Annotated in this window: 23 protein-coding genes; all 23 read right to left on the reverse strand. The window is 42.7% G+C overall.

The window, feature by feature from the left end; genetic code table 11:
• Positions 1-6: 6 nt before the first annotated feature.
• Complete coding sequence (locus tag AC3ANV_RS20850) at positions 7-774, reverse strand: ATP-binding protein (protein WP_488310576.1); 768 nt, start codon at positions 772-774, stop codon at positions 7-9.
• A 34-nt stretch (positions 775-808) separates the two neighbouring features.
• Positions 809-1,147, reverse strand: a complete 339-nt coding sequence (locus AC3ANV_RS20855; RefSeq protein ID WP_488310577.1) for a hypothetical protein — start codon at positions 1,145-1,147, stop codon at positions 809-811.
• An 86-nt stretch (positions 1,148-1,233) separates the two neighbouring features.
• Positions 1,234-2,052, reverse strand: coding sequence for a helix-turn-helix domain-containing protein (locus tag AC3ANV_RS20860; protein ID WP_488310578.1), 819 nt, complete (start codon positions 2,050-2,052; stop codon positions 1,234-1,236).
• A 294-nt stretch (positions 2,053-2,346) separates the two neighbouring features.
• Positions 2,347-2,535, reverse strand: coding sequence for a hypothetical protein (locus tag AC3ANV_RS20865; protein WP_488310579.1), 189 nt, complete (start codon positions 2,533-2,535; stop codon positions 2,347-2,349).
• Positions 2,536-2,651: 116 nt separating this feature from the next.
• Positions 2,652-2,876 (reverse strand): hypothetical protein, encoded by a 225-nt coding sequence (locus tag AC3ANV_RS20870; RefSeq protein ID WP_488310580.1) that lies wholly within the window; start codon positions 2,874-2,876, stop codon positions 2,652-2,654.
• Between the two features lie 2 nt (positions 2,877-2,878).
• Positions 2,879-3,193: a BhlA/UviB family holin-like peptide gene (locus tag AC3ANV_RS20875; RefSeq protein WP_488310581.1), complete on the reverse strand. Its 315-nt coding sequence runs from the start codon at positions 3,191-3,193 to the stop codon at positions 2,879-2,881.
• Between the two features lie 14 nt (positions 3,194-3,207).
• On the reverse strand, positions 3,208-6,258 hold the full coding sequence (locus AC3ANV_RS20880; RefSeq protein ID WP_488310582.1) for a glycoside hydrolase family 18 protein: 3,051 nt from the start codon (positions 6,256-6,258) through the stop codon (positions 3,208-3,210).
• A 17-nt stretch (positions 6,259-6,275) separates the two neighbouring features.
• Positions 6,276-7,292, reverse strand: coding sequence for a hypothetical protein (locus AC3ANV_RS20885; protein ID WP_488310583.1), 1,017 nt, complete (start codon positions 7,290-7,292; stop codon positions 6,276-6,278).
• Positions 7,289-7,525: a hypothetical protein gene (locus AC3ANV_RS20890; RefSeq protein ID WP_488310584.1), complete on the reverse strand. Its 237-nt coding sequence runs from the start codon at positions 7,523-7,525 to the stop codon at positions 7,289-7,291. The genes AC3ANV_RS20885 and AC3ANV_RS20890 overlap by 4 nt, the downstream gene beginning before the upstream one ends.
• Before the next feature lies 1 nt (position 7,526).
• Positions 7,527-10,196: a phage tail spike protein gene (locus AC3ANV_RS20895; protein WP_488310585.1), complete on the reverse strand. Its 2,670-nt coding sequence runs from the start codon at positions 10,194-10,196 to the stop codon at positions 7,527-7,529.
• Between the two features lie 81 nt (positions 10,197-10,277).
• Positions 10,278-10,997, reverse strand: coding sequence for a distal tail protein Dit (locus tag AC3ANV_RS20900; protein WP_488310586.1), 720 nt, complete (start codon positions 10,995-10,997; stop codon positions 10,278-10,280).
• A gap of 3 nt (positions 10,998-11,000) precedes the next feature.
• The gene (locus AC3ANV_RS20905; RefSeq protein WP_488310587.1) at positions 11,001-13,754 is read right to left on the reverse strand and encodes a phage tail tape measure protein; all 2,754 of its coding nucleotides are present in this window, start codon (positions 13,752-13,754) and stop codon (positions 11,001-11,003) included.
• Positions 13,755-13,788: 34 nt separating this feature from the next.
• The gene (locus AC3ANV_RS20910; protein ID WP_488310588.1) at positions 13,789-14,049 is read right to left on the reverse strand and encodes a hypothetical protein; all 261 of its coding nucleotides are present in this window, start codon (positions 14,047-14,049) and stop codon (positions 13,789-13,791) included.
• 101 nt (positions 14,050-14,150) lie between these two features.
• Positions 14,151-14,540 carry a hypothetical protein gene (locus tag AC3ANV_RS20915; protein ID WP_488310589.1) on the reverse strand — a complete coding sequence of 130 codons (390 nt, stop codon included), beginning with the start codon at positions 14,538-14,540 and terminating at the stop codon, positions 14,151-14,153.
• Between the two features lie 113 nt (positions 14,541-14,653).
• The gene (locus AC3ANV_RS20920; RefSeq protein ID WP_488310590.1) at positions 14,654-15,184 is read right to left on the reverse strand and encodes a hypothetical protein; all 531 of its coding nucleotides are present in this window, start codon (positions 15,182-15,184) and stop codon (positions 14,654-14,656) included.
• 14 nt (positions 15,185-15,198) lie between these two features.
• Positions 15,199-15,378 (reverse strand): hypothetical protein, encoded by a 180-nt coding sequence (locus AC3ANV_RS20925; protein WP_488310591.1) that lies wholly within the window; start codon positions 15,376-15,378, stop codon positions 15,199-15,201.
• A 33-nt stretch (positions 15,379-15,411) separates the two neighbouring features.
• Positions 15,412-15,783 (reverse strand): minor capsid protein, encoded by a 372-nt coding sequence (locus tag AC3ANV_RS20930; RefSeq protein ID WP_488310592.1) that lies wholly within the window; start codon positions 15,781-15,783, stop codon positions 15,412-15,414.
• Between the two features lie 5 nt (positions 15,784-15,788).
• Positions 15,789-16,211 carry a hypothetical protein gene (locus AC3ANV_RS20935; protein WP_488310593.1) on the reverse strand — a complete coding sequence of 141 codons (423 nt, stop codon included), beginning with the start codon at positions 16,209-16,211 and terminating at the stop codon, positions 15,789-15,791.
• Between the two features lie 12 nt (positions 16,212-16,223).
• Positions 16,224-16,535, reverse strand: a complete 312-nt coding sequence (locus tag AC3ANV_RS20940) for a hypothetical protein (protein ID WP_488310594.1) — start codon at positions 16,533-16,535, stop codon at positions 16,224-16,226.
• A complete protein-coding gene (locus tag AC3ANV_RS20945; RefSeq protein ID WP_488310595.1) occupies positions 16,532-16,936 on the reverse strand; it encodes a hypothetical protein in 405 nt (134 codons plus the stop codon). The genes AC3ANV_RS20940 and AC3ANV_RS20945 overlap by 4 nt, the downstream gene beginning before the upstream one ends.
• Before the next feature lie 17 nt (positions 16,937-16,953).
• Entirely contained in the window at positions 16,954-17,172 is a 219-nt protein-coding gene (locus AC3ANV_RS20950) for a hypothetical protein (RefSeq protein ID WP_488310596.1), read from the reverse strand.
• Between the two features lie 83 nt (positions 17,173-17,255).
• Entirely contained in the window at positions 17,256-18,206 is a 951-nt protein-coding gene (locus tag AC3ANV_RS20955; protein WP_488310597.1) for a major capsid protein, read from the reverse strand.
• A 92-nt stretch (positions 18,207-18,298) separates the two neighbouring features.
• The gene (locus tag AC3ANV_RS20960; protein WP_488310598.1) at positions 18,299-18,943 is read right to left on the reverse strand and encodes a hypothetical protein; all 645 of its coding nucleotides are present in this window, start codon (positions 18,941-18,943) and stop codon (positions 18,299-18,301) included.
• Positions 18,944-18,983 lie beyond the last annotated feature (40 nt).

An 18,983-nucleotide genomic window follows, 5' to 3' on the forward strand; every position in this document is an offset into this window, starting at 1 on the left:
CGGAAATTACAAAGATTTCTTTCGGTTGTCTTTCCCGCCGAACGGAATTGCGTGACACATTCCTTCGATTCGTGAAGCAATTTGTTCACTTAAAAGTTCTGAAATTTGGTCAAGTGGAACATTTGAAGTGAAGATTGTGCAGCGTTCGTATGTGTCACGGTCGTCGATAATTTCATAGATTTCGTTTTGTAACGATTCGGTTGTCCCCCGAAGCCCGATATCGTCCAAGACCAATAGGTCGCATTTCATCATTTTCCGTTTCAACGCTTGATATTTGTCGGCATTCGCTTCGGTCACGTCTTTTGAACCCCGAAATTGCGAATTGAAGATATTTTGAAACTTCGCCATTTTCATGAAGAATGCAGGCGTTTCGTCGATTGGACGTTGCTTTTTCGCTTCCAGCATAGTTCTTTGACGAAGATATTCGATCATAATTGCCGTTGCTGCCGTTGTTTTTCCCGTTCCCGTTCCTTTCGGATTCTCGGCCGACGGAAGACCAAACAAATAAAGACCAACGCCGTCGTCAACCTTTTGAACGACGTTCTTCCCGAATTTCTGAACGATTGCAAATGCTTTTGGATTCTCCGCCTGGAACGGAAGATTTTCAATCGTTGAAGTACGATATTTTGTCGGGATATTGGCGACGGCAAGAAGACCGCCGTCACCGTTTTCCCCGTGCAATCTTGTATGCGGGAAACAAAGGGCGTTGCAAAACCTTTCGTTCCCCGCCTTCGAACAAAACGGTGCAAGCAAGCACGATTTTTCAAACGTCATATTGCGAACCCCCTTATTAATTCATTGTTGCAGCTTAAATGAAGAATTCTTCTTGAACGCCGTAACCGTTTCGGATTTTGACTTCTTCGAAAGTTGTTCCGTTTTTAAATGGATTTTCAAGACCAAAGAATCCGTAATTGTGAGCGATTAATCCTTGAATAAATTCTTCCTTTGCTTCAACACCGTCAACGCCAATCATTTCGTCAGGCTTGAAAACGTCATTTGCAATTTCGAAAACAAACTTTTCAGTTTCACGAACAACCGCCGTTTTTTCTTCGATTGTTTTCGCCCGTTCAAAACGTTCCATGATTTGAGCTTCTTCCATTTTCTCGACCATTTCTATTCCGATAACTAACATTAAAAGTTCTTTCACAAAAAGTTCCCCCTTCGGCTTTCGCCATTTGATTTGTTCTTACAACTTCACTTGTGGTTTGGATTTCCAACAATGTGACGCACGAATTAAATTTCGTTTAATAATTTTTCGAAATCTTCGTCATCCATTTCATAACGCTTGGATTCTTGTTCAATTCGTGCCGCTTCCGCATTTCTTTGGACGATTATTGCCAACGCTTCATTCGGCAGCCAAGAACAAAGTTGACCAATTGTCGGACGTGGAAATTGCGGTTTCGCCCAACGCTTGTCGTATTCTTCAATAACAATGTCAATGACAGCTTTAATATCTGAATCTGTGAAATTCGCCAACAATTTGTTTTTAATCATTACTTGGTCACGACCCCAATTTGGTTGATAGGTCACTTTATATTTGTTGAAGTATTGTTGTCTGAAATATTGAAGAACGTCTTTTGCATTATCGAAGATAATATCTTGTTCTTTTGGTTCTTGTTCATATGGTTTTAGTTCATATGGTTCTTGTTCTTGTAACCCGTTCGTTACAACCCGTTTTCCCGATTCGGTTACAACCCCGTTTCCCGAAGCCGTTACATTGCCATTCGAATTCGTTACATGCCCGAACCAAAATCCCGATTTTGACGAAAGGATATATTTGTTTCGACGTCCTTTCGGTGTGATTTCCGTCTTTACAATAAGAATTGGTTCACCGTCAATTTTTGTTTCCCGAAGATCCCCGACGTATTGATTTACCGTTTTGCGTGAGTACCCGACCATTTCGGCGATTTTGTCTTGACTTGGGAACGCTTCGCCTTTTGAATTGGCAAACGAAGCAATTGCAGCAAGAACGGAAAAATGCTTTACACCGCCGACCTTCGTAATAAGTCCGTCTTGAATCGCTTTGACGTCCATCTTTGCGAACAATTCCATTCGAATTTCCCCCTTTTTATAGAAGGAAGACGTCACAAATAACGGGGCTACGTCCACAAATAAGAGTGAACCCCCGTTTGATTCGTTACTTCTTCCATTTCGGTTGTTTGACAATGTAACTTGTGGTTCACAATCCCCGAAACGTGACACCGCAACAAAAATATTTACAATCAGAAGAAGGTTTGGTAATATCTAATTGGAACAAATGTTCTATTTCAAAAACAAAAAAAAGACGGACAACCCAATAGGGAAGTCCGCCTTTACTCCGTTCCATGTGCTTCATCAACTATAAAATTAGTCTTCTTTCCACAACTTCAACAATGCGTCATAAGCTTCACGTTGTTCCTTAGTTAATTCCTGTTCTTTATCGTTAATTAAATCAGCTAATAATTTCGCACCGTCAATATTTAATACCGTTGAAAGGGCTTTATATCGGTTGATAACATATGGTTCAACACGTATAGAAAATGGTTTCTTCGTCATATAATTCAATCCCTTCAATAAAACATTCCAAGTCAAATTTGCCTTTTACCTTAAATTATATACCACGAATGTCAATATGTAAACATGTAGACGCCCGTCATAGACGGACGCATACATTACTTTTTAGACGGAAGTGTAGCAAGGTCGAAAAGACCGCTTGCAGCAAGACCCATTGCAAGACCAATGAAAATTTGTTCTTTTAGGGAAGCGTCAAGGAATCCAAGACCTGCGGCAAGACCAAGAACGATTGAAACGATCGGCATGAATTTCGCTGGAACAAATTGTTTTACTACTTGACCAACGCCAGTAATCACCGCAACGATAATCGCTAATTCGAACATGATTATTCCCCCTTTTCTTCTTCTTTGATTTCTTTCCTCATTCGCAATTCGTCTTTAATTTCATCAACGTCCAACGTCAAGCGTTCAACGCCACGTGCAAGCCTTTCGAATTGCTTAGATATATCGTGAATGAAATCCGTCAACTTGTTTTCACGTTCACGTGATTCATTCCGTAATTCGTTGTAATCGTCACGAAGACGATTTTCACGCCGCTTGCTTTCCGTCAACACGTATATGAATAGTGTGACGTATAGAATCGCCCAAAGACCTTGCTTTGCAGCTTCGGCAACAAGTGTTCCACCTCCAAACAAATCCATATTTAACACCCCCGTTATTTTTTCGCTACGACGTCGGGAACTAATTCCCAAACTTTCGGGTCTTCTTGACCCATTGCCCAAAGACCGATTCCTTTTGCACCGTAATCATTTACCGCCATGTTCATAGCGTCAAGGAACGACCAAGCGTCGCCCGCCCAAATCACGGACATTCCTTCTTTATCGCCGATAAGAAGTTCGCCGAACCAAACACCAGCGTCACGCAATTTGATTTTGACGTCTTTCCGTCCTTGCCAAGACGCCCAATCGAAAACAGTAACTTCATAGTCTAGTGAAACCGCCGTTGCGTCTTCTTCAAACGGATATTGCGTTGAATCACGGATTGATTTCTCATTCAATCCCGAATAAATCAGATAACCGAATTCGTCGTAAGAATAGCCGGTTCGATTAATTCGGCCGAATTCCCTTGTCGAGCCGTCAACAATAACTTCGAACTTTTCAAGCGTTTCCCAACGATCAGTTGTTCCGATTCCCAGGTGTGAACAATAGATATCGGAATTGTTCGCATAAATACCAACCGCACCGCTTCGTCTTATCAAGGTGACTTCTCCCGTTGCCGTATTAACCGAACCGTCGTGTGTGACTTGGTTATTGTCGCCAGCAACAAACGCTTGAACGTCGCCAACAAAGAATTGACCAACGCCATTGTGAAGCAACGCTTTGAAAGTCGTTTCCGTTCCGTATCCGACATTCCCGATTGGTTGTGACGCAACAACTTTTGAAGTTCCCGTTGCGTAATCTTCGAAGACAAGTTCACGGACGCCCCGTTTCATATCGACACGGAACACATATCCGTCGGCAACCGTTCCTTGTGATTGTGCATAGAAACGAATTCCCGCTTGTGCACCCGAAACAATTTCAATATCGGCTTCAATAGATAAGTTCACCGTCCATTGTTTTGACAAGACAATTTGCCCCGAACTTGCCGAATTTTCCTTCGAATCAAAATGCAGCCGATAATCTTTTTGCGTCCATTTTCCTTGTGAATAACCAATATTAGTCGGGTCGGAATAACAAACGTCATTCCCCAACTCGTTTTTCCCTATATTTGTCCCGCCGCCTTCAATACGATATCCTTGTTGAACTAGACGGTAATACGACGTTACTGAAATAACTGTTCCTTCACCGTAAGTTCGGAATTCGTCGTCCCAAAGAATAGCGGGTCTTGCGTCACGTCGAAGCATTTTGGCAGCAAGTGCGAAGTTTGCTGGTATTGTTGCGGGATTTCCGTCTTTCCCTGTCATTGGTTGAATATTTGTTGAAAATGTTAATTCACCGCCCGAAAAATTTTGATTGAATCCGTCACAAACAACGAATCCATAAATCGGTGTCCATTCGTCCGATAATTCGCCGAAAACTGAAATTGTGTTTGCACCAGCATTCAACGAAAATGCACCGCAATCGAACCAATGTGATCCCTTCAAGAAAAACGGATACCATTCGGGGATTGTGTCACCGCCAACCGTGAATTGCTGTCCGTTGATATATCCACCAAGTTTTGCTTGCGTGTACCAAGAAAAGTTTGTCAACGCAATTACACGATAATTTCCCGCACTTGGAACGTTTACGGTGTAGTTGATTCGACCTTCTGGTTCGTTTTCAAGTACACAAGCCGTCAAATCAGCATTTGGATAATAAAGACGGTCAAGCGTGTAATATCCGACAAAGACCTTATCAACGCCGTCAACCGTTTTGACCAAGTGTTGAAAGTTCACGTCGTCGGGATTCAAGTTCGGGTCGTATTTTCGCAACAAAGGATAATCTTCGGGATTATTCGTTTTTAAAGTATGGTCAGCGGGTGCGGGCTTCACGGCAAACGCCTTTCCCGATACGCTTGAAGGAATATTTGCGATAGACCGAACATTCGTCCAAATTGGGATTTGTTGTTTGAAATATGAAGCTGCATAATCGTTTCGGTTAAAAGTTCCGACAACAGCCGTTTTGTTTCCGCCGTCTTGTTCTTTGACCTTAGCATATTTTGGAACGAACATATCATAAACGTGCGGATATAAAATTTCGTTCTTTGATTCGTCGTCTTGGAATGACACTTGAAACAAATACGGTTGATTGTGATAAACATACACGGTTTGACCGTTTGCGTCTGTTTCCGTGTGATAGTGACGATATTGACCGTTTTGCCAGCCCAACAATTGGTGATACGTGATATTTGAACCGCTTTTCACAACTTCTTGGTCGTACATTCCCCAACGGTGTCCGTATCCAGCCGCCCCAAAATAAAGATTATCAATCGTTAATTTTGCATTCGGATTCTTTGTCGGGTCGAAGCATTCAACGCACCAAGTAGCTACATTTTTGAACCACCAAATCGGGGTTGAAGCACCAGCCGAAGACCCGTTCCAAGAATAGTCATAGGTCATAAGCTGGATTTCGTCGATCGTTGCATTACCGTTTTTGTCGGTCGAAGCTGCAAACAATTTATAGTTGTGAAAACGATAATAATACGGAACATTCTCGCCCCACATTGCATGTGCATTTATACGCATTTTCATTTGACGGGGAATAATCACTTCGTTTTTGATTTTCTCCAAGAAACGAATATATTTGGCGTCAGCCCCGTTCGTGTAGGGGTCGTCAGTCATTGACGCTTCGACGTCCATTTCAACCCCCGTTAAATTCAACGGTGTTCCCGAACTTCGGCTTGTTTGGTATAGGTCAAGAATCTTATTCAGTTCATATACAAATTGGTCTTGGGGAAGACGACCTTCGGCGTTGGTAACGTTATTATCAAGAACGGGTTTGACCGTTGACCAACCGAAAAGAATCATTTGAAGATACCATTTGATAGATTGATAATTTAAGATATCTTCTTCGATTAACACGGGAAAACGAACCCCCGTATGATTTCCGCTTGCGTCAAAATAGTCTTTGTCCGAATTATATTCATAGATTTTCCCGCTGGAACGGACGCCGAATTCATGGATTCCGATTGAATAGATTTTGTGATTGAACTTTTCGATAGAATTTCGATAGTTCGGATTGGATTCGATATGCGTCCAAGTAATAACACGCCTATTGTCTTTCGCCATTCCCTTTCACCCCTTTGTCAGATTCTTGATTTTCCATACGTCCATTGATAGAATCCAGCCGTTCCGTAATAACCGATTCCGACGTCTTCTAAATAATTGAACGATTTCTTAACCTTGTAATAGTTTCCGTTTGAATCTTGGTCATAAGTTACAATAGTCTTTTCAACTTGCTTGTAAAATTCAATCCGAATTGTTGCCGAACCTTGCGGGGCAAGCATGAATTTCTTTCGGTCGATTTTTATATGCAAACCGTTCACATCAATTTCATGTTCACCAACGATCTTGACTTCGCTTCCGTTTACGGTAGCCGTCCGTGTTGTTGCATGAACTTTTATTTCTGTTCCTGCTGCTGCACCGTCCACCCAAAATTCCCGTGTGTATCGGGTGTGAAGCGGGTGATTGTCAAGCAATGGTTGAATGATATTTTCCCAATTTGATATTTCTTGTTCCTTCCGTTCAAGACTTCCCGAATAGTTCGGGTCGGTCACTTCTTCATATTTCGATTTAATTTCTTGATAGATTCCACCTTCTTTCTTGTAAAGTTGTTCTTCTTCGGGCAAGACCACGCCATCACTTGTTGAAATACGAAGAAGATCAAAATCGTCTTTCGGATATATCGTTAAATCAATTCCCGTTGGTAGAATTGGAACGTCCCAATCTTCGGGAAAATAGTTCGGAATAACAATTGTTCTGTGACCACGACCGACAATATTGAACCAACGGATTTCAACGTTTTGATAGGTTTGCGGCTGCGAACCTTCGAATCTATAAGGCGAAGCGACTTGCTGCCATTCGTCATGTGTCCAAGTTAGTCGGTCAAGCATTTCCTTTGTGTTCGGAATCCAGCCCGACAAAGTGTTTCCCGCTTGAAACTGAATATCCGTGAAATAGATTGGTACACGGTCAACGCCATTCGTGGAAGAAACGGCGTCTTTTGCTTCGACCTGGAATTCGACCACCACGACCTTTTTGTTCGGGTCGGCTTTGAACGTGCCGTGAAATCGAATCCAATCGTCAAGATTAGGAAGCGTCATGCGTTATCAAACGACCATCGAATTTCAGATACATGACCGACCCAAGACGTTGCAACCGTTCCGCCTTGCAACATGATATCCGTAAAATAAACGGCGGGGGTTGTTGAATCGGTTGAACCCGCCGCCTTTCCGCAATCCTTCGTTTCAACGACAACTTGCATATACGAAACTTTTTTCGAAGAATCGAGTTCGATTTTCTTCGCAATTACGGTGAAAGAACTTGTATCAACCAAATCAAACACCCCCTTCATTTGTTGTGATATCTGGAATTCCAAGATAATGAACTTCGGGAAGTGTTTCCCCTTCATAATAGACAAGAACTTTGATTCCAACGAATGCGTCTTGCGAGCTGCCCTTTGTGATTTGTCCTTCTGTCGCAACCGCTGCCGAAATCGTATAGGTCGAACGGTGCGAAACACCTTCAACCGTTTGGGTCAATTGTGCGTCCTTTCCATAGTCGGGTGTAACTTTGAAAGACCATGAACCCGAAAATCCAGCATTGGCAAGTTCGAATTGTGTTCCGTTTGCCGTGTGAACCCAAGATGAAAGTCCGTCGTCAGCACGTGAATTCAACAAGTGATTGAAGACCGTCATTTGCTGCACGTCCGTTGTTGATAACGGGTCAGATTCAACCAACGTTTGGATTTGGTCGTCTAATGCCCTTGATTGAATATCGACCAACGTTTTGATCGGTTGTGACAATTCAACTTCTGTGTTTTCGGGTCTTCGGACGTCTTGCTTGCGGCGAACAATCCGATTGACTATTTCTTCACCGAACAATTCGTAATCAACCGCCGTGACTGTATCGCCTAATTCAAACGCTTCGTGTTCATGACCCGATAAAGTTGAAAGGTCGTGAACCGAGATCTTGTAAGCAACTTTCGGTTTTGACATTTCGTCAAGAAGTTTTTGGGCGTCTTCCTTCAAGTTTTGTGGGACGGTATAGCGTTCATCTTTCCATTTATACGGAATGATTTTCCGACGTAATTTTAAGCCGTTGACCCATTTCGTATTTTCAAGATATGGAACACCATTGTTGACCGTCGTGATATCAAGACCGCCTTTTCCTTCGGGATAGATTCTTGTAACAAGGTCATACGTGTCGATTGTCCGTTCAATATTCTTCAAGTTCTTGTTGTAATAGAAACGAACGCCAGAATCATTCCCGATTTGTTCCAACAAGTGAATCACCTTATTTTTCGTATCGAAAAGAATTTCGCCGCCCCAAGTGTTTTGCACTTCACGAACCAGCGAAAGAACGTCCGACCATTCGGAACGAAGTGTTCTTTTCTTTTGGATATCGACACGCCCAATTGTCCAATCGAATTCGGGGTCGCCTTCTTCTCGGAAAACCGAAGCCATAATTGTGTCTAGTGCCGTCTTTGCGGAAACCTCAACAACTTCGATCGTGTCGCAATACCAATCCCGAAGTTCCGTCCAACGTGCTTCACAAATGAATTCAGAATAAAGTTTTCCGTCGTCGTCACGCCGGTCGATAACTTCCTTCACGACATAATATCGTTCACCAATAACCGCAAGCATTTCAACGGGGTTATCGTCCCCGATTTCTTTACGCTTTTTGTCATTCTTCGGAAGTTTAAAAGTCAATTTATCTTCGCCGTTGATTTGTTCTTCGATAATGATATCGTAAGCGTTCTTGACGACGCCTAACGAAGATAGGCCAGTTTCAAGGTCAAGAAACAAAGTCAAAGGGTCGTCAGCATGAACCAACGAGTTTGGAAGGTCTGGAATCGGTTCGGGAATTACGTCTTCCATGACACGAACTTCGTCAAGTTGTGGGGTCAATAATCCGTCCGTTGTTGCGAAATCAACCCGAACTTGCAAGTATCTTGTATTCGTTGAAAGGATTTTCCCGTCAACGTCAACTTGCCGCCATTCTTCCCAAGTCAAATTGTCGGAACTTGAACGGGTGAAGAACGTCAAAGTTTTCGCCGCACTTGGAAGTTGACCAACAGCTTCGATATATCCGAAATCAACGAATTGTCCTTGACCGCCCAAATCAATCGTTGGGGAATACCAAGAAACGGGATTCGTAGTCGGATATTGACCCGAAAGATTTTCTTTGGACAAACGAAGTGAACCGTCAACCGTCCAATAGTCCACGAATTCGCCGTTCTTCAATTTGTTGTAATAATCAAGGGCTTTCGTTGTATCCCAAGCGTCGTTGTTGATAATATAAATTACTTCGTCAATTGTTCCGTTGAATGGATATTGACCCGCCCCCGCACTTGTCAGCATATCCCCGACCGTGAATGAACGTTCTTTTGCCGAAATCGGGAAAGTGAAGTGTGATTGAATCCACAATTCGCCGTTCACATAAACTTTCACGTTGTTGTTTGCAAGACTTTTGTCATGAAGAAAACAAATGTGATACCAAGTATCGGCGGCAAGCGCCTTTCCAATTTGACCCGTGTCAGTTGAATAAAAGTTCAAACTTCCGCCGTCACCATATAGTCGGGCGTTCAATTGCCCGTTGTAAACGGCTAAATGGACACCGTAATCGCCCCAACCATCACCCCTATTTGTCGCAAGGATTTTCCAACCCGTCAAATCGCTTGAAGGCAACTTCACCCACAATGAAAGCGATAATTTTGAAATTGCTGGATTAACCCAGTTATGCCAAACCAACGCATTTCCGTTGAACTTATTAGCTTTTCCACGAACACCCGCAACAGGCGAAGGGCTTCCGTTTTTCCATTCGATCGTGTTTCCGTATTGTGACGGTGTTGGTGAAACGTCGGTCGGAAGGTTTTCACCGTCAAAATATAAATACGGATTGACTTTCAAACTTCCAACGTCAAGCGTTTTGAAATCCGCTTGTGTTGTGAAAATAGCTTTTTGATTTGCCAATTTGTTCACCCCCACAATTGTCCGTATAAACAAAAAAGACGACTTCCCGAAGGAAGCCGCCTGAATTATCCTTCGCTTTACAATTCAACCGTCGAAGGATTTTACAATATTTAATTACAACCAAGTGTCATAATAAACGATTTGAACGTTAGTGATTCCCCCCGTTGTCCGCACGACATTCGAACCGTTTACGAATCCGAAGAAGTCGCCATTCACGTAATTGTAGCCCGCTGCACCGTCCAACGTGATTGTCATTTCTTTGCAATCAATCACGTAAGTTCCCAAAGGCGAATTGTCCGTGAAATCAATTCTTTCGCCCGTTGAATCAACCGAAATCGAAGCAGCCCCGCCGCTGTGTGTGACGGTTAAAGTCGGCCGAGCAATATGAGTTCCGTTGTGTGTTGCATAAATTGTAGTTACGCCTTCACGAACTTGTGGGGTTTTCGAATACGTGAACGGGTCGGGACAGGTGAATTGCAGCGTGAAAGTTCCCATTGCACCCAATTGTTCCAGCGGGATCTGATTTGATAATCTTGCAAAATATTGAACGTTTGGGTCGTCGTCAAAGATAAGTGACTTCGCCCCTTTTCTTGGATTCAACAAAGCTGCAAGATTACGAATCTTTGATTTTAAATCTGCTATCGAATCAGCTAACATAGTGCATTCAATTTCAATAGGGCGGGGCGAATAGGAAATTCCGTAATCCCAAGCCCCGTCAAACCCCGAAATTGTCTGCAATCGGTTTTCGATTGGCGGAGTGATTGGAACATTCTTTTTGTTCACGATTATCGAATAATCACTAGAATGTTTCCCGTCAAATGTGAATCCGTTCATTTCTTATCGACCCCCTTTCGCCCTATCGTGTGAACGCTGCAAATTGAACAATTCACGGGATACATTTCGGACGTCTTGGTCACTGCGGACGTTCATGTTTTCGACTTGAACAAGCGGTGCATTGTAAGTTGAGCCGCCGCCATTTCCGCCGTTTCCAATGCCGCCGAATGCTTCTTCAACGTCGATTCGTCCAGCCGACAAGTTTCCGATTTGAGGTGGTGCTATTTGCATTCCGCTTAAAGATTCATAGGTTTGACGAATAATTTTCGTACCCGCAAGAACGTTGTCAACAAGGGAAGGTGAATGACGCTTGAACGGGTTCAATTCGGTCAACCATTCTTTCGCTTGCATAACTTTCGATTTGATACCCGAAACGACATTTTGAAGCGATTGACTGATTGAAGACCACAATCCGCCGAAGAATCCTTTCACGGCACTAATAGCACCTGAAAAAGAATTCCGCATGAAATTTGCTGCGTCTGAAATCTTTGAACGAATGCCGTTGACCATGCTTGAAATCACGGAAGAAATTCCAGACCAAATATTTGAAGCAACCGAACGGATTGAATTCCAAATCGAAGTTAGAACAGCTTTGATTCCGTTCCAAACGCTTGTGACAACTGATTTGATAGTGTTGAAGATTGAAGACAATGCCGATTGTAAAGCATTGAAGATTGAAATTGCAGAAGACTTCAACGCATTCCAAATCGGAAGTAGAACGGCTTTGATTGCATTCCAAACGGTCGTGAAGATCATTTTGTAAACGTTCAAGACCGTAATGAAATAGGATTTTAATGCTTCCCAAATAACCATTGCCGCCGATTTGATTGCGTTCCAAACCGTTGTCAAGACGCTAGAAATTGCGTTCCAAACTGTCGTGAAAATAGATTGATAGAAATTCAAGACCGTTGTGAAATACGTTTTTAACGCATTCCAAATTGCTAATGCAGCGGCTTTAATTCCGTTCCAAATTGCAATGACATAATCGCCAATATAGCCCCAAACGAATTCCGCAAGGGCTTTGATTCCTTCCCAAGCGGTCGCAACAATGGCATAAATTACGGCAAGAATTGTTGCAAGGAAATTCCACATTGCATTCCAAACCGCAAAGAATGCAGCTTGAATTCCATTCCAAATCGCTTGACCCGCCGCACTAATTGCCCCCCAAACGGTTGACCATAAATTTGAAAGCCAAGTCATAAATGCCTGGAATTGTGCCTTCACCCATTCCCAAGCCGCCGCAAGATACGTTTTGATTGATTCCCAAACTTCAATGGTTTTAGCCTTGATAACGTCCCAATGTTTGACAATTAGAACGATAACGGCAATCAACGCAATCACACCAGCAATTATAAGCAGCAAAGGAAGGTTTGCCGCCAAGAACGACATTCCCAACGCATAGTTCGCCGCAATCAATTTGAACGTGTTTGTGAAAAGACCAATCAACGCTTGCGTCTTTACACGGATTGCATTCAATAAGAATCCGAGCATTGGCGGAATAACCACGCCTGCAATTACCGCACCAAGAATCTTGAACGCCGTTGCGTTTTGTGCAACGAAACTTGCGACTTGAATCAACGCATTTACAATTCCGAAAAGAATGTTCCCCAACGTTGTGAAAAGCGGAGTGAGTGCCGCTTGAATTGCGGGCATATTTTGAATGAAGAAATCAGCCATTTGCTTCAGCTTCGGCATGAATTGTTCGCCCAAGTCTTTCGCCCACAATAGGAAACCGTTTTTGATTTTTTCGATTTTGTGTCCAAGTGTTTCATCAAGTGCCGAACCCGCACGGGAAACCGAACCTTCAATATTCTTCAATGCACCGTCAGCTTGGCCCATCGAAAGAATGACTTCCGAACCCAAGTCTTCCCACATTGAACCGAAAAGGGAAACTCCGATTTGATTTCGCTTCATTGGGTCTTCAACTTTCGCAAGTGCCGCCAAGACTTGATTGAATGCTTCTTTTCCTTTTTCTCCGCCAGCAGCAAACTTTTGTCCCATTTGGTCGGCATTGAATCCCAACGCTTGGAATGCTTCAACGGTCGTCTTTGAACCGTCTTGGGCACGGATATTGAATTCTTTTAAAGCGTCCCCGATTTTATCGAAGTTGAAAGCCCCTTTTTCCATACCTTTCGCCATGATATTACCGAAGTCTTCAAATGAAAGACCCATTTGATTGACGATCGGTGCATATTCATTGAATGTGTCAAGAAGGTCGCCCGACTTATCACCCGCTTGTTGTGCAAGTGCTGTGAACATATCGAACGATTCTGCCGAAGACACGCCGAATGTGTTCGAAGCCGTTGAAGCTGCACGGATTGATTCGGTAACATCCCAACCGAATGTTTTGGACATTATCAACGCTTTGTCAGCTGTTGAAGCTGCTTCGTCACCTGTTTGACCAAGAACCTGTTTGACCGAAGTCAACGTTGCATAAATTTCTTCGTAATTTCCACGACCATTTTTGAACAAGTTGTCGGCAATTTCTTTGAATTCCGCCATTTCATGACTTGTCGCACCCGTTGCTGCTTTCATTTTCGCCATTGCTTCTTCTTGTTGAATCGCCAAGTGTGTAGCCGCACCGATAACGCCTGTAATTGCGGTTGTAATTCCCGCAAAAGCAATTGCAGCAGCCGACGCAACACGTGTCGTTGTGGTCGAAAAGTTCGTCAATTGTTGTTGTGCATCTTGCATTCCTTGTCTGAATTGGTCAACCTTTAATTGCAAATTTGCAACAATATTTCCCGCTTGTGCCAACGTGATTCACCCCCAATACAAATAAAAAAGGGAATCACCCACGACGTCGTTTTTCAGCATTTGCCTTCATACGTCGGGCGATTTCCCTTAAATTCATTTCGTCTTGTTTTGTCATTCGTTCTTTGTTCAAGTACGCCTTTCCGTCTATTTCTTGCAACGATTTTTTGAACGAATTCACCAATTTGTTCGGGTCTTTGGCGTTCGGGTTGTGTGCAATCGCAAGGTCGGTCAACCGTTCATTTACTTGGTCACGGCGAATTCGCTTGATATAAAATTCAATTTCGTCATAGTACATTTCTTCAAGGATTGTTCGCTTTGACCAACCATATTCTTTCGCAAGAACATGAACGACGTCAAATAACCATTCTTCTTCGTTTGAAGCCGAACCGCCCGACGTTACTTCGTCGAACGGTTGATTGCGTTTTTTATTTGGCTCACAACCTTTTGAAGATTGTTCACTTCATAGATTGCAAGGAATAATTCGACACCGCCGTCAAGACCAATTTCGGGGTCGTTTTCGATACGGTCTTTGTCGATACCCGAACCAATCGCAAGAATATCAAGAACTTGACCCCACGCTTGACCGAACAATCCGAAGATCGCTTGAATCGTTGCTTCTTCGTTGCTTGTATCAATAGATTGCATTTCTTTGACAACACTAGAAGGCATGTTTTTTAGTGCAAGCATAAGTTCCGCATATTTACCAAGCGGAAGTTTTTTGATTTCGATTTTTTCGTCACCAATTACAACGATTTTTGATTTTGGAAGTGCTTTTTCAATACTCATGTTCAATTCCCCCTTCGTTTTGTGGTTTTGAGAAATGCCGATTCCTTCCTTCGTTTATAGTCCGAAGGCGACTTTATCAAAAAGAAAAGACGCCCCGAAGGACGTCTATTTCATTAACCAACGATTGAATCGTCACCGATAACGGCAAGTAATCCGCCGTCTTCTTTTGTTTCGTCAATCAATGCAACAAATTCAACTTCATATACGGTTTGTTCGTCCTTACGATATGGAAGGGCGACTTCGGAAGTAATAACCGCTTTGTGAAGTTTGATATCGAATGTTTTGTCGTCTGCTGGAAGCCAAGACGGGTGAAGAACAAGTTCTTTCGCTTGTGCGGAAAGACGCTTTCCAGCCGTTGAGCCGATTTTTAATTTTTGCTTTTGGGTTGTTGCGTCCGTTACAAGCGTTCCAGTTGGAATTGCATTTTTTAGTTTTTCAAGCGTAACTTCGGCAAGCGGAACGGTTACTTTTACAACTTCGCCCGTCAACGCTTTGTCAACGACTGTGTTTCCGTATAAGTCAACGACAATATCGGTGTATTCGGGTTCGTAAGAAAATTCGCAACCGCCGTTTGTGTGCCCCAAATCTTCGCCGCCATAAGTCAGCTTTTGAACGCCGATTTGAACGTTTGCAATATCAGCCATTTACAAGACCCCCTTTATTCAATAGATTCCTCTTTTGTTTTCTTCGGTGCTTCCTTGACAAGTTCCGCATTTCCCCGTGCGACTAAAATCTTCGCACTTTCTTTCGGAACGTCAATAACATCACCAACGTTCACGACCTTTTCGTTGTGAACAAACTTTTCACCGTTTTTTATTTCAATGAACTTGATTTTCATATTAGTGACGACCCCCTTCGTTCAAGAATTGGTCTATTCGCTAATTTTACAAGTCACTTTTATTGAATAAATCGTCCGACCGTTATTGTCTTTATCTAAAAAGATCGGTTCGGATTGGTCGCAACTTGAAAAATAGACTTTTGCGTTTCCAATCGTGAAATGTTCCTTCCCGTGAAACAACTTCCAAATTTCTTTTGAAATTCGTTCCGCTTCGCTTCCCTTTTCGTGACGGACAACAATTTGAATACTTGGTGTTTTTAGTCCAAGAATATATTTGTCGGGCGATTGACCGCCGTCCAAACGTACAAAGCCGCAATCTTCGTTGTCACTTTTCGGGAATTGGTTCGGATAATACTTGAAGGGAACGTTTTGTGAAACGAAAGAAATTACGTCTTGAACGTTCATTTATATCAACCCCCGACCGCTTCTTTAATTTTATTTGCAATGTGTTGATAGAACGCTTCTTCTTCGCCTTTCAATGGACGTTCCAAATACTTTCTACCGACATAGTAATGTTTTCCCGACCAGCCGGTCGTTCCGCCGCGACGCATAGTCCCTTCGCCGTGATTGTAAATTCCTTCATGAATCCATAAGGCGTAATTGAAATCACCTTCACGGATAGAAAATTCGACTTGGGCTTTTACGTCGCCCGCAAGAACTTCAATCTTTTTCGTATGCGAACGGGACAAAGTACCTTTATCAAACGGGGTGATTTCTGAAGCAATACGAATCAATTCGTCAACGACGTCATTCATTGCAACTTCTGCCGCTTCCATTGCCCGCCTATCAGTCAATCTAATTTGTGAAAGGAAGTCCCGTGCATTAACAGTCATTTCAAATTCCATTTACAACACAACCTTCGTGAACCCGACCGAACCGTCAAGATCACGCATAAATTTCAATTGAATTGGTGCTTTTTCAACGACTTGGCCGTTTGGTTCGGTGAAACGGATTTTGTCGTTCAAGGTTACATCCACGAAGCCGACAAAAAGAATCGTGTAGCTGGAAAGAACGTCTTCCCCGTTGGCGTCCTTTACAACCTTTGTTTCCGTCCGAAGATTTCCGTCAAGTTGAATCGTTTCCGAAATAGTTGGATCGCCCCATGCGTCAAGTTCGCCCGCTTTCAATAGTTCAATTTTGTGCGGGGTTGGAATCATTCAGAAACACGCCCCAAACGTGATTGAATATACGGGTCACTTGAAACGATATAGCCTTGACGACCGCTTTCGGAACGACCAACACGACGACCCATAATTTGCAAAACGGGCTGTGCAATTGTGCGGTCAACTTGCGAAAGGGAAACGGAAATTCCATCAACCGAATAGGACGTAACGCCTTGTTCAGCTTGTTTCCTTGCTTCGGAAATCTTCAACAACCAAATTGCTTGTTCGAAGACCGCTTCGTCGGGAATCGTGCGGTTTCGATAGTGTCGGGAAAGAATATTTGAAGCGTTATTCAACGCCCTTTGCTTGGAATCATTGTCGGCGTTGACCCAAGCGTCATTATGAAGAACTGATTCGGAAAAATATTTGTCCGCCGTCGCTAAATCAACCGCCATTTGCTACACCCCCGAAATTATTCTTCGTCCTTCTTCGCTTTCTTGCGTGAAGCCTTTTTCGGTGCTTCTTTCTTGTCTTCGTCTTTCTTTTCTTCTTCAACGATTTCATATCCGAAAGAATGAGCTAATGAACGACCTTTTGCTTCGTCTTCGAAAACACCAACGCCGTTTTTAAAATAAACGCCGCCACGATATCCGTTAAAGTCTTTATTTCTAACGCTAACTTTAATTGCCATATCGTTTCGCCCCCTTCGAAAGAAAAATAAAAAAAGGGACGGGGGCTATTCAGCCCGCCGCCCCAATGCGATCAGTTATTTAATTAAGCAGTAACGGTAGTGTTACGGAGAATACCTTTTAGACGTGCAGCAGCTTTTGGGTGGAAATCGGCAAGTCCGCAATAGAATTCAATACGAGTTCTATAAACAGGCTTTGCGTCGATTTCGCCCAAGTCGTAAACTTGTACGCCACCGTTTGTTAAACCGCTAATTGCTTCTTGTGCCCCGAACTTGATGGCATAGATTGAACCAGAATCAGTTTTTCCGCCGTTTGCTGGGTCGCCGATAGTTTCATTGAATCCGATAATATCTTCGTCAAGTGTGCGGATTTGAACGTCACCAAAATATTCAATTGGACGACCGAAGTTGTCTTTACCAACTTGAATATAGTGTGATTGGTGTTCAAGAAGTTTTTGCATTTCACGACGCATTGCTTTTGACATGAATAAAACGTCTGCGCCGCCTTCAACCATATCAAGTAATTCGTGAAGCATTTCAATTGTTAAGAAAGCACCGTTAGCACCAGCAACAAGTTCTTGACCGTTGTTTGCTATACGAACATCAAGACCGTTAAACACAAGTGGTGTTTCAGGTTTAGAATTGTCGCCTTTGAAGAATACTTGTGAGAATGTTTTTGCAATAGCTTTTGACTTTAAGTTTGTTTGAACCGCACGTTGGTTGTTAATGTTACCTAATGTTTGAGCAACGAATTTATCAACATCTACGTCGCCCCCTAAGATCATAAGGCTTTCTTGTTTTTGTTTAACCGTACCGCTTGAAGGTGTATATCCATCACCTACTTTACGGAAATCAACATTTGGAAGTGTTTCTTCTTGATTGTATTGATAAGAGTTACCCGCAATAGTCATAAATGGAAGTAGTTCTATAACGGGTGAAGTCTGTGCGAAAATGCTAACAACGCCACGTTGAAGCGTGTCACTTGATAGGTTTTGTTCGGTTAAAGTTAAACCAAATCCTTCGTAATTTTCCCGCATTGTGGTTTCCCCCCTTTAAAGTCCGTTTACAAGAAAACTTGTTTACACTTTTACCAAATAAAAAAGATACCCGAACAAACGGATATCTTGTTTTACTTTCTGCCGTACCCCGAAAGTAACATTTGAAGTGGATTCATTTTATTTATATCAACTTCTTGATTTCCTTTCGGATTGGTTTGTTCGCCAAGTGGTTCGCTTGTGGAGCGTTTACCGAATAAACCTTTTGCTTCGGCATTTGATACCCAAGCAAGTTTTTGTTCCGGCTTCATGCCTTCGGGAATCAAGTCGTGATATTCTTTGTCAATGGATTCTAGTTTCTTTGTAAGAAGATCGTTGATAACACCTTCCAATACTTCAATCCGTGCTTTTGCTGCTTTGTTTTCACCTTTTAGATTTTCAACGTCTGATTTCGCTTTGTTATAAAGACCTTCGAATTCGCCACGTTTTTCAGCTTCTTCTTGTTCTTTCTTTTGACGTTCCTTATCGGCTTCTTCTTGTGCAGCTTTTAGCTTATCAAGTTCGGATTTCATTGCCTTATAAGCGTTATTCACTTCGTCAAAACGACTTTTTGGAATCATGTGTTCTTGCTTTTCAGTCTTTGTTTCCGTGTTTTCCTTCCCGTCGGAAGATTGACCGTTTGGATTTGTATTGTCTTCGTTACTTCCTCCGCCGCCTTCGCTTCCTGTGTCTGCTGCGAAGAATTGTAAATCTAATGGTAATAGTGAGTTTTTGAACATATTTTCTTTCCCCCTTGTCTCCGGCTTTTTACGTGGTCAC

The organism is Neobacillus sp. DFD-2R (assembly GCF_057747865.1).

What these genes read in the sequence shown, in the direction of transcription:
- AC3ANV_RS20850 (WP_488310576.1), bottom strand. Translation starts at nt 774, where the DNA reads ATGACGTTTGAAAAATCGTGCTTGCTTGCACCGTTTTGTTCGAAGGCG.
- AC3ANV_RS20860 (WP_488310578.1), bottom strand. Translation starts at nt 2,052, where the DNA reads ATGGAATTGTTCGCAAAGATGGACGTCAAAGCGATTCAAGACGGACTT.
- AC3ANV_RS20865 (WP_488310579.1), bottom strand. Translation starts at nt 2,535, where the DNA reads ATGACGAAGAAACCATTTTCTATACGTGTTGAACCATATGTTATCAAC.
- AC3ANV_RS20870 (WP_488310580.1), bottom strand. Translation starts at nt 2,876, where the DNA reads ATGTTCGAATTAGCGATTATCGTTGCGGTGATTACTGGCGTTGGTCAA.
- AC3ANV_RS20875 (WP_488310581.1), bottom strand. Translation starts at nt 3,193, where the DNA reads ATGGATTTGTTTGGAGGTGGAACACTTGTTGCCGAAGCTGCAAAGCAA.
- AC3ANV_RS20880 (WP_488310582.1), bottom strand. Translation starts at nt 6,258, where the DNA reads ATGGCGAAAGACAATAGGCGTGTTATTACTTGGACGCATATCGAATCC.
- AC3ANV_RS20885 (WP_488310583.1), bottom strand. Translation starts at nt 7,292, where the DNA reads ATGACGCTTCCTAATCTTGACGATTGGATTCGATTTCACGGCACGTTC.
- AC3ANV_RS20900 (WP_488310586.1), bottom strand. Translation starts at nt 10,997, where the DNA reads ATGAACGGATTCACATTTGACGGGAAACATTCTAGTGATTATTCGATA.
- AC3ANV_RS20910 (WP_488310588.1), bottom strand. Translation starts at nt 14,049, where the DNA reads ATGTACTATGACGAAATTGAATTTTATATCAAGCGAATTCGCCGTGAC.
- AC3ANV_RS20915 (WP_488310589.1), bottom strand. Translation starts at nt 14,540, where the DNA reads ATGAGTATTGAAAAAGCACTTCCAAAATCAAAAATCGTTGTAATTGGT.
- AC3ANV_RS20920 (WP_488310590.1), bottom strand. Translation starts at nt 15,184, where the DNA reads ATGGCTGATATTGCAAACGTTCAAATCGGCGTTCAAAAGCTGACTTAT.
- AC3ANV_RS20925 (WP_488310591.1), bottom strand. Translation starts at nt 15,378, where the DNA reads ATGAAAATCAAGTTCATTGAAATAAAAAACGGTGAAAAGTTTGTTCAC.
- AC3ANV_RS20930 (WP_488310592.1), bottom strand. Translation starts at nt 15,783, where the DNA reads ATGAACGTTCAAGACGTAATTTCTTTCGTTTCACAAAACGTTCCCTTC.
- AC3ANV_RS20935 (WP_488310593.1), bottom strand. Translation starts at nt 16,211, where the DNA reads ATGACTGTTAATGCACGGGACTTCCTTTCACAAATTAGATTGACTGAT.
- AC3ANV_RS20940 (WP_488310594.1), bottom strand. Translation starts at nt 16,535, where the DNA reads ATGATTCCAACCCCGCACAAAATTGAACTATTGAAAGCGGGCGAACTT.
- AC3ANV_RS20945 (WP_488310595.1), bottom strand. Translation starts at nt 16,936, where the DNA reads ATGGCGGTTGATTTAGCGACGGCGGACAAATATTTTTCCGAATCAGTT.
- AC3ANV_RS20950 (WP_488310596.1), bottom strand. Translation starts at nt 17,172, where the DNA reads ATGGCAATTAAAGTTAGCGTTAGAAATAAAGACTTTAACGGATATCGT.
- AC3ANV_RS20955 (WP_488310597.1), bottom strand. Translation starts at nt 18,206, where the DNA reads ATGCGGGAAAATTACGAAGGATTTGGTTTAACTTTAACCGAACAAAAC.
- AC3ANV_RS20960 (WP_488310598.1), bottom strand. Translation starts at nt 18,943, where the DNA reads ATGTTCAAAAACTCACTATTACCATTAGATTTACAATTCTTCGCAGCA.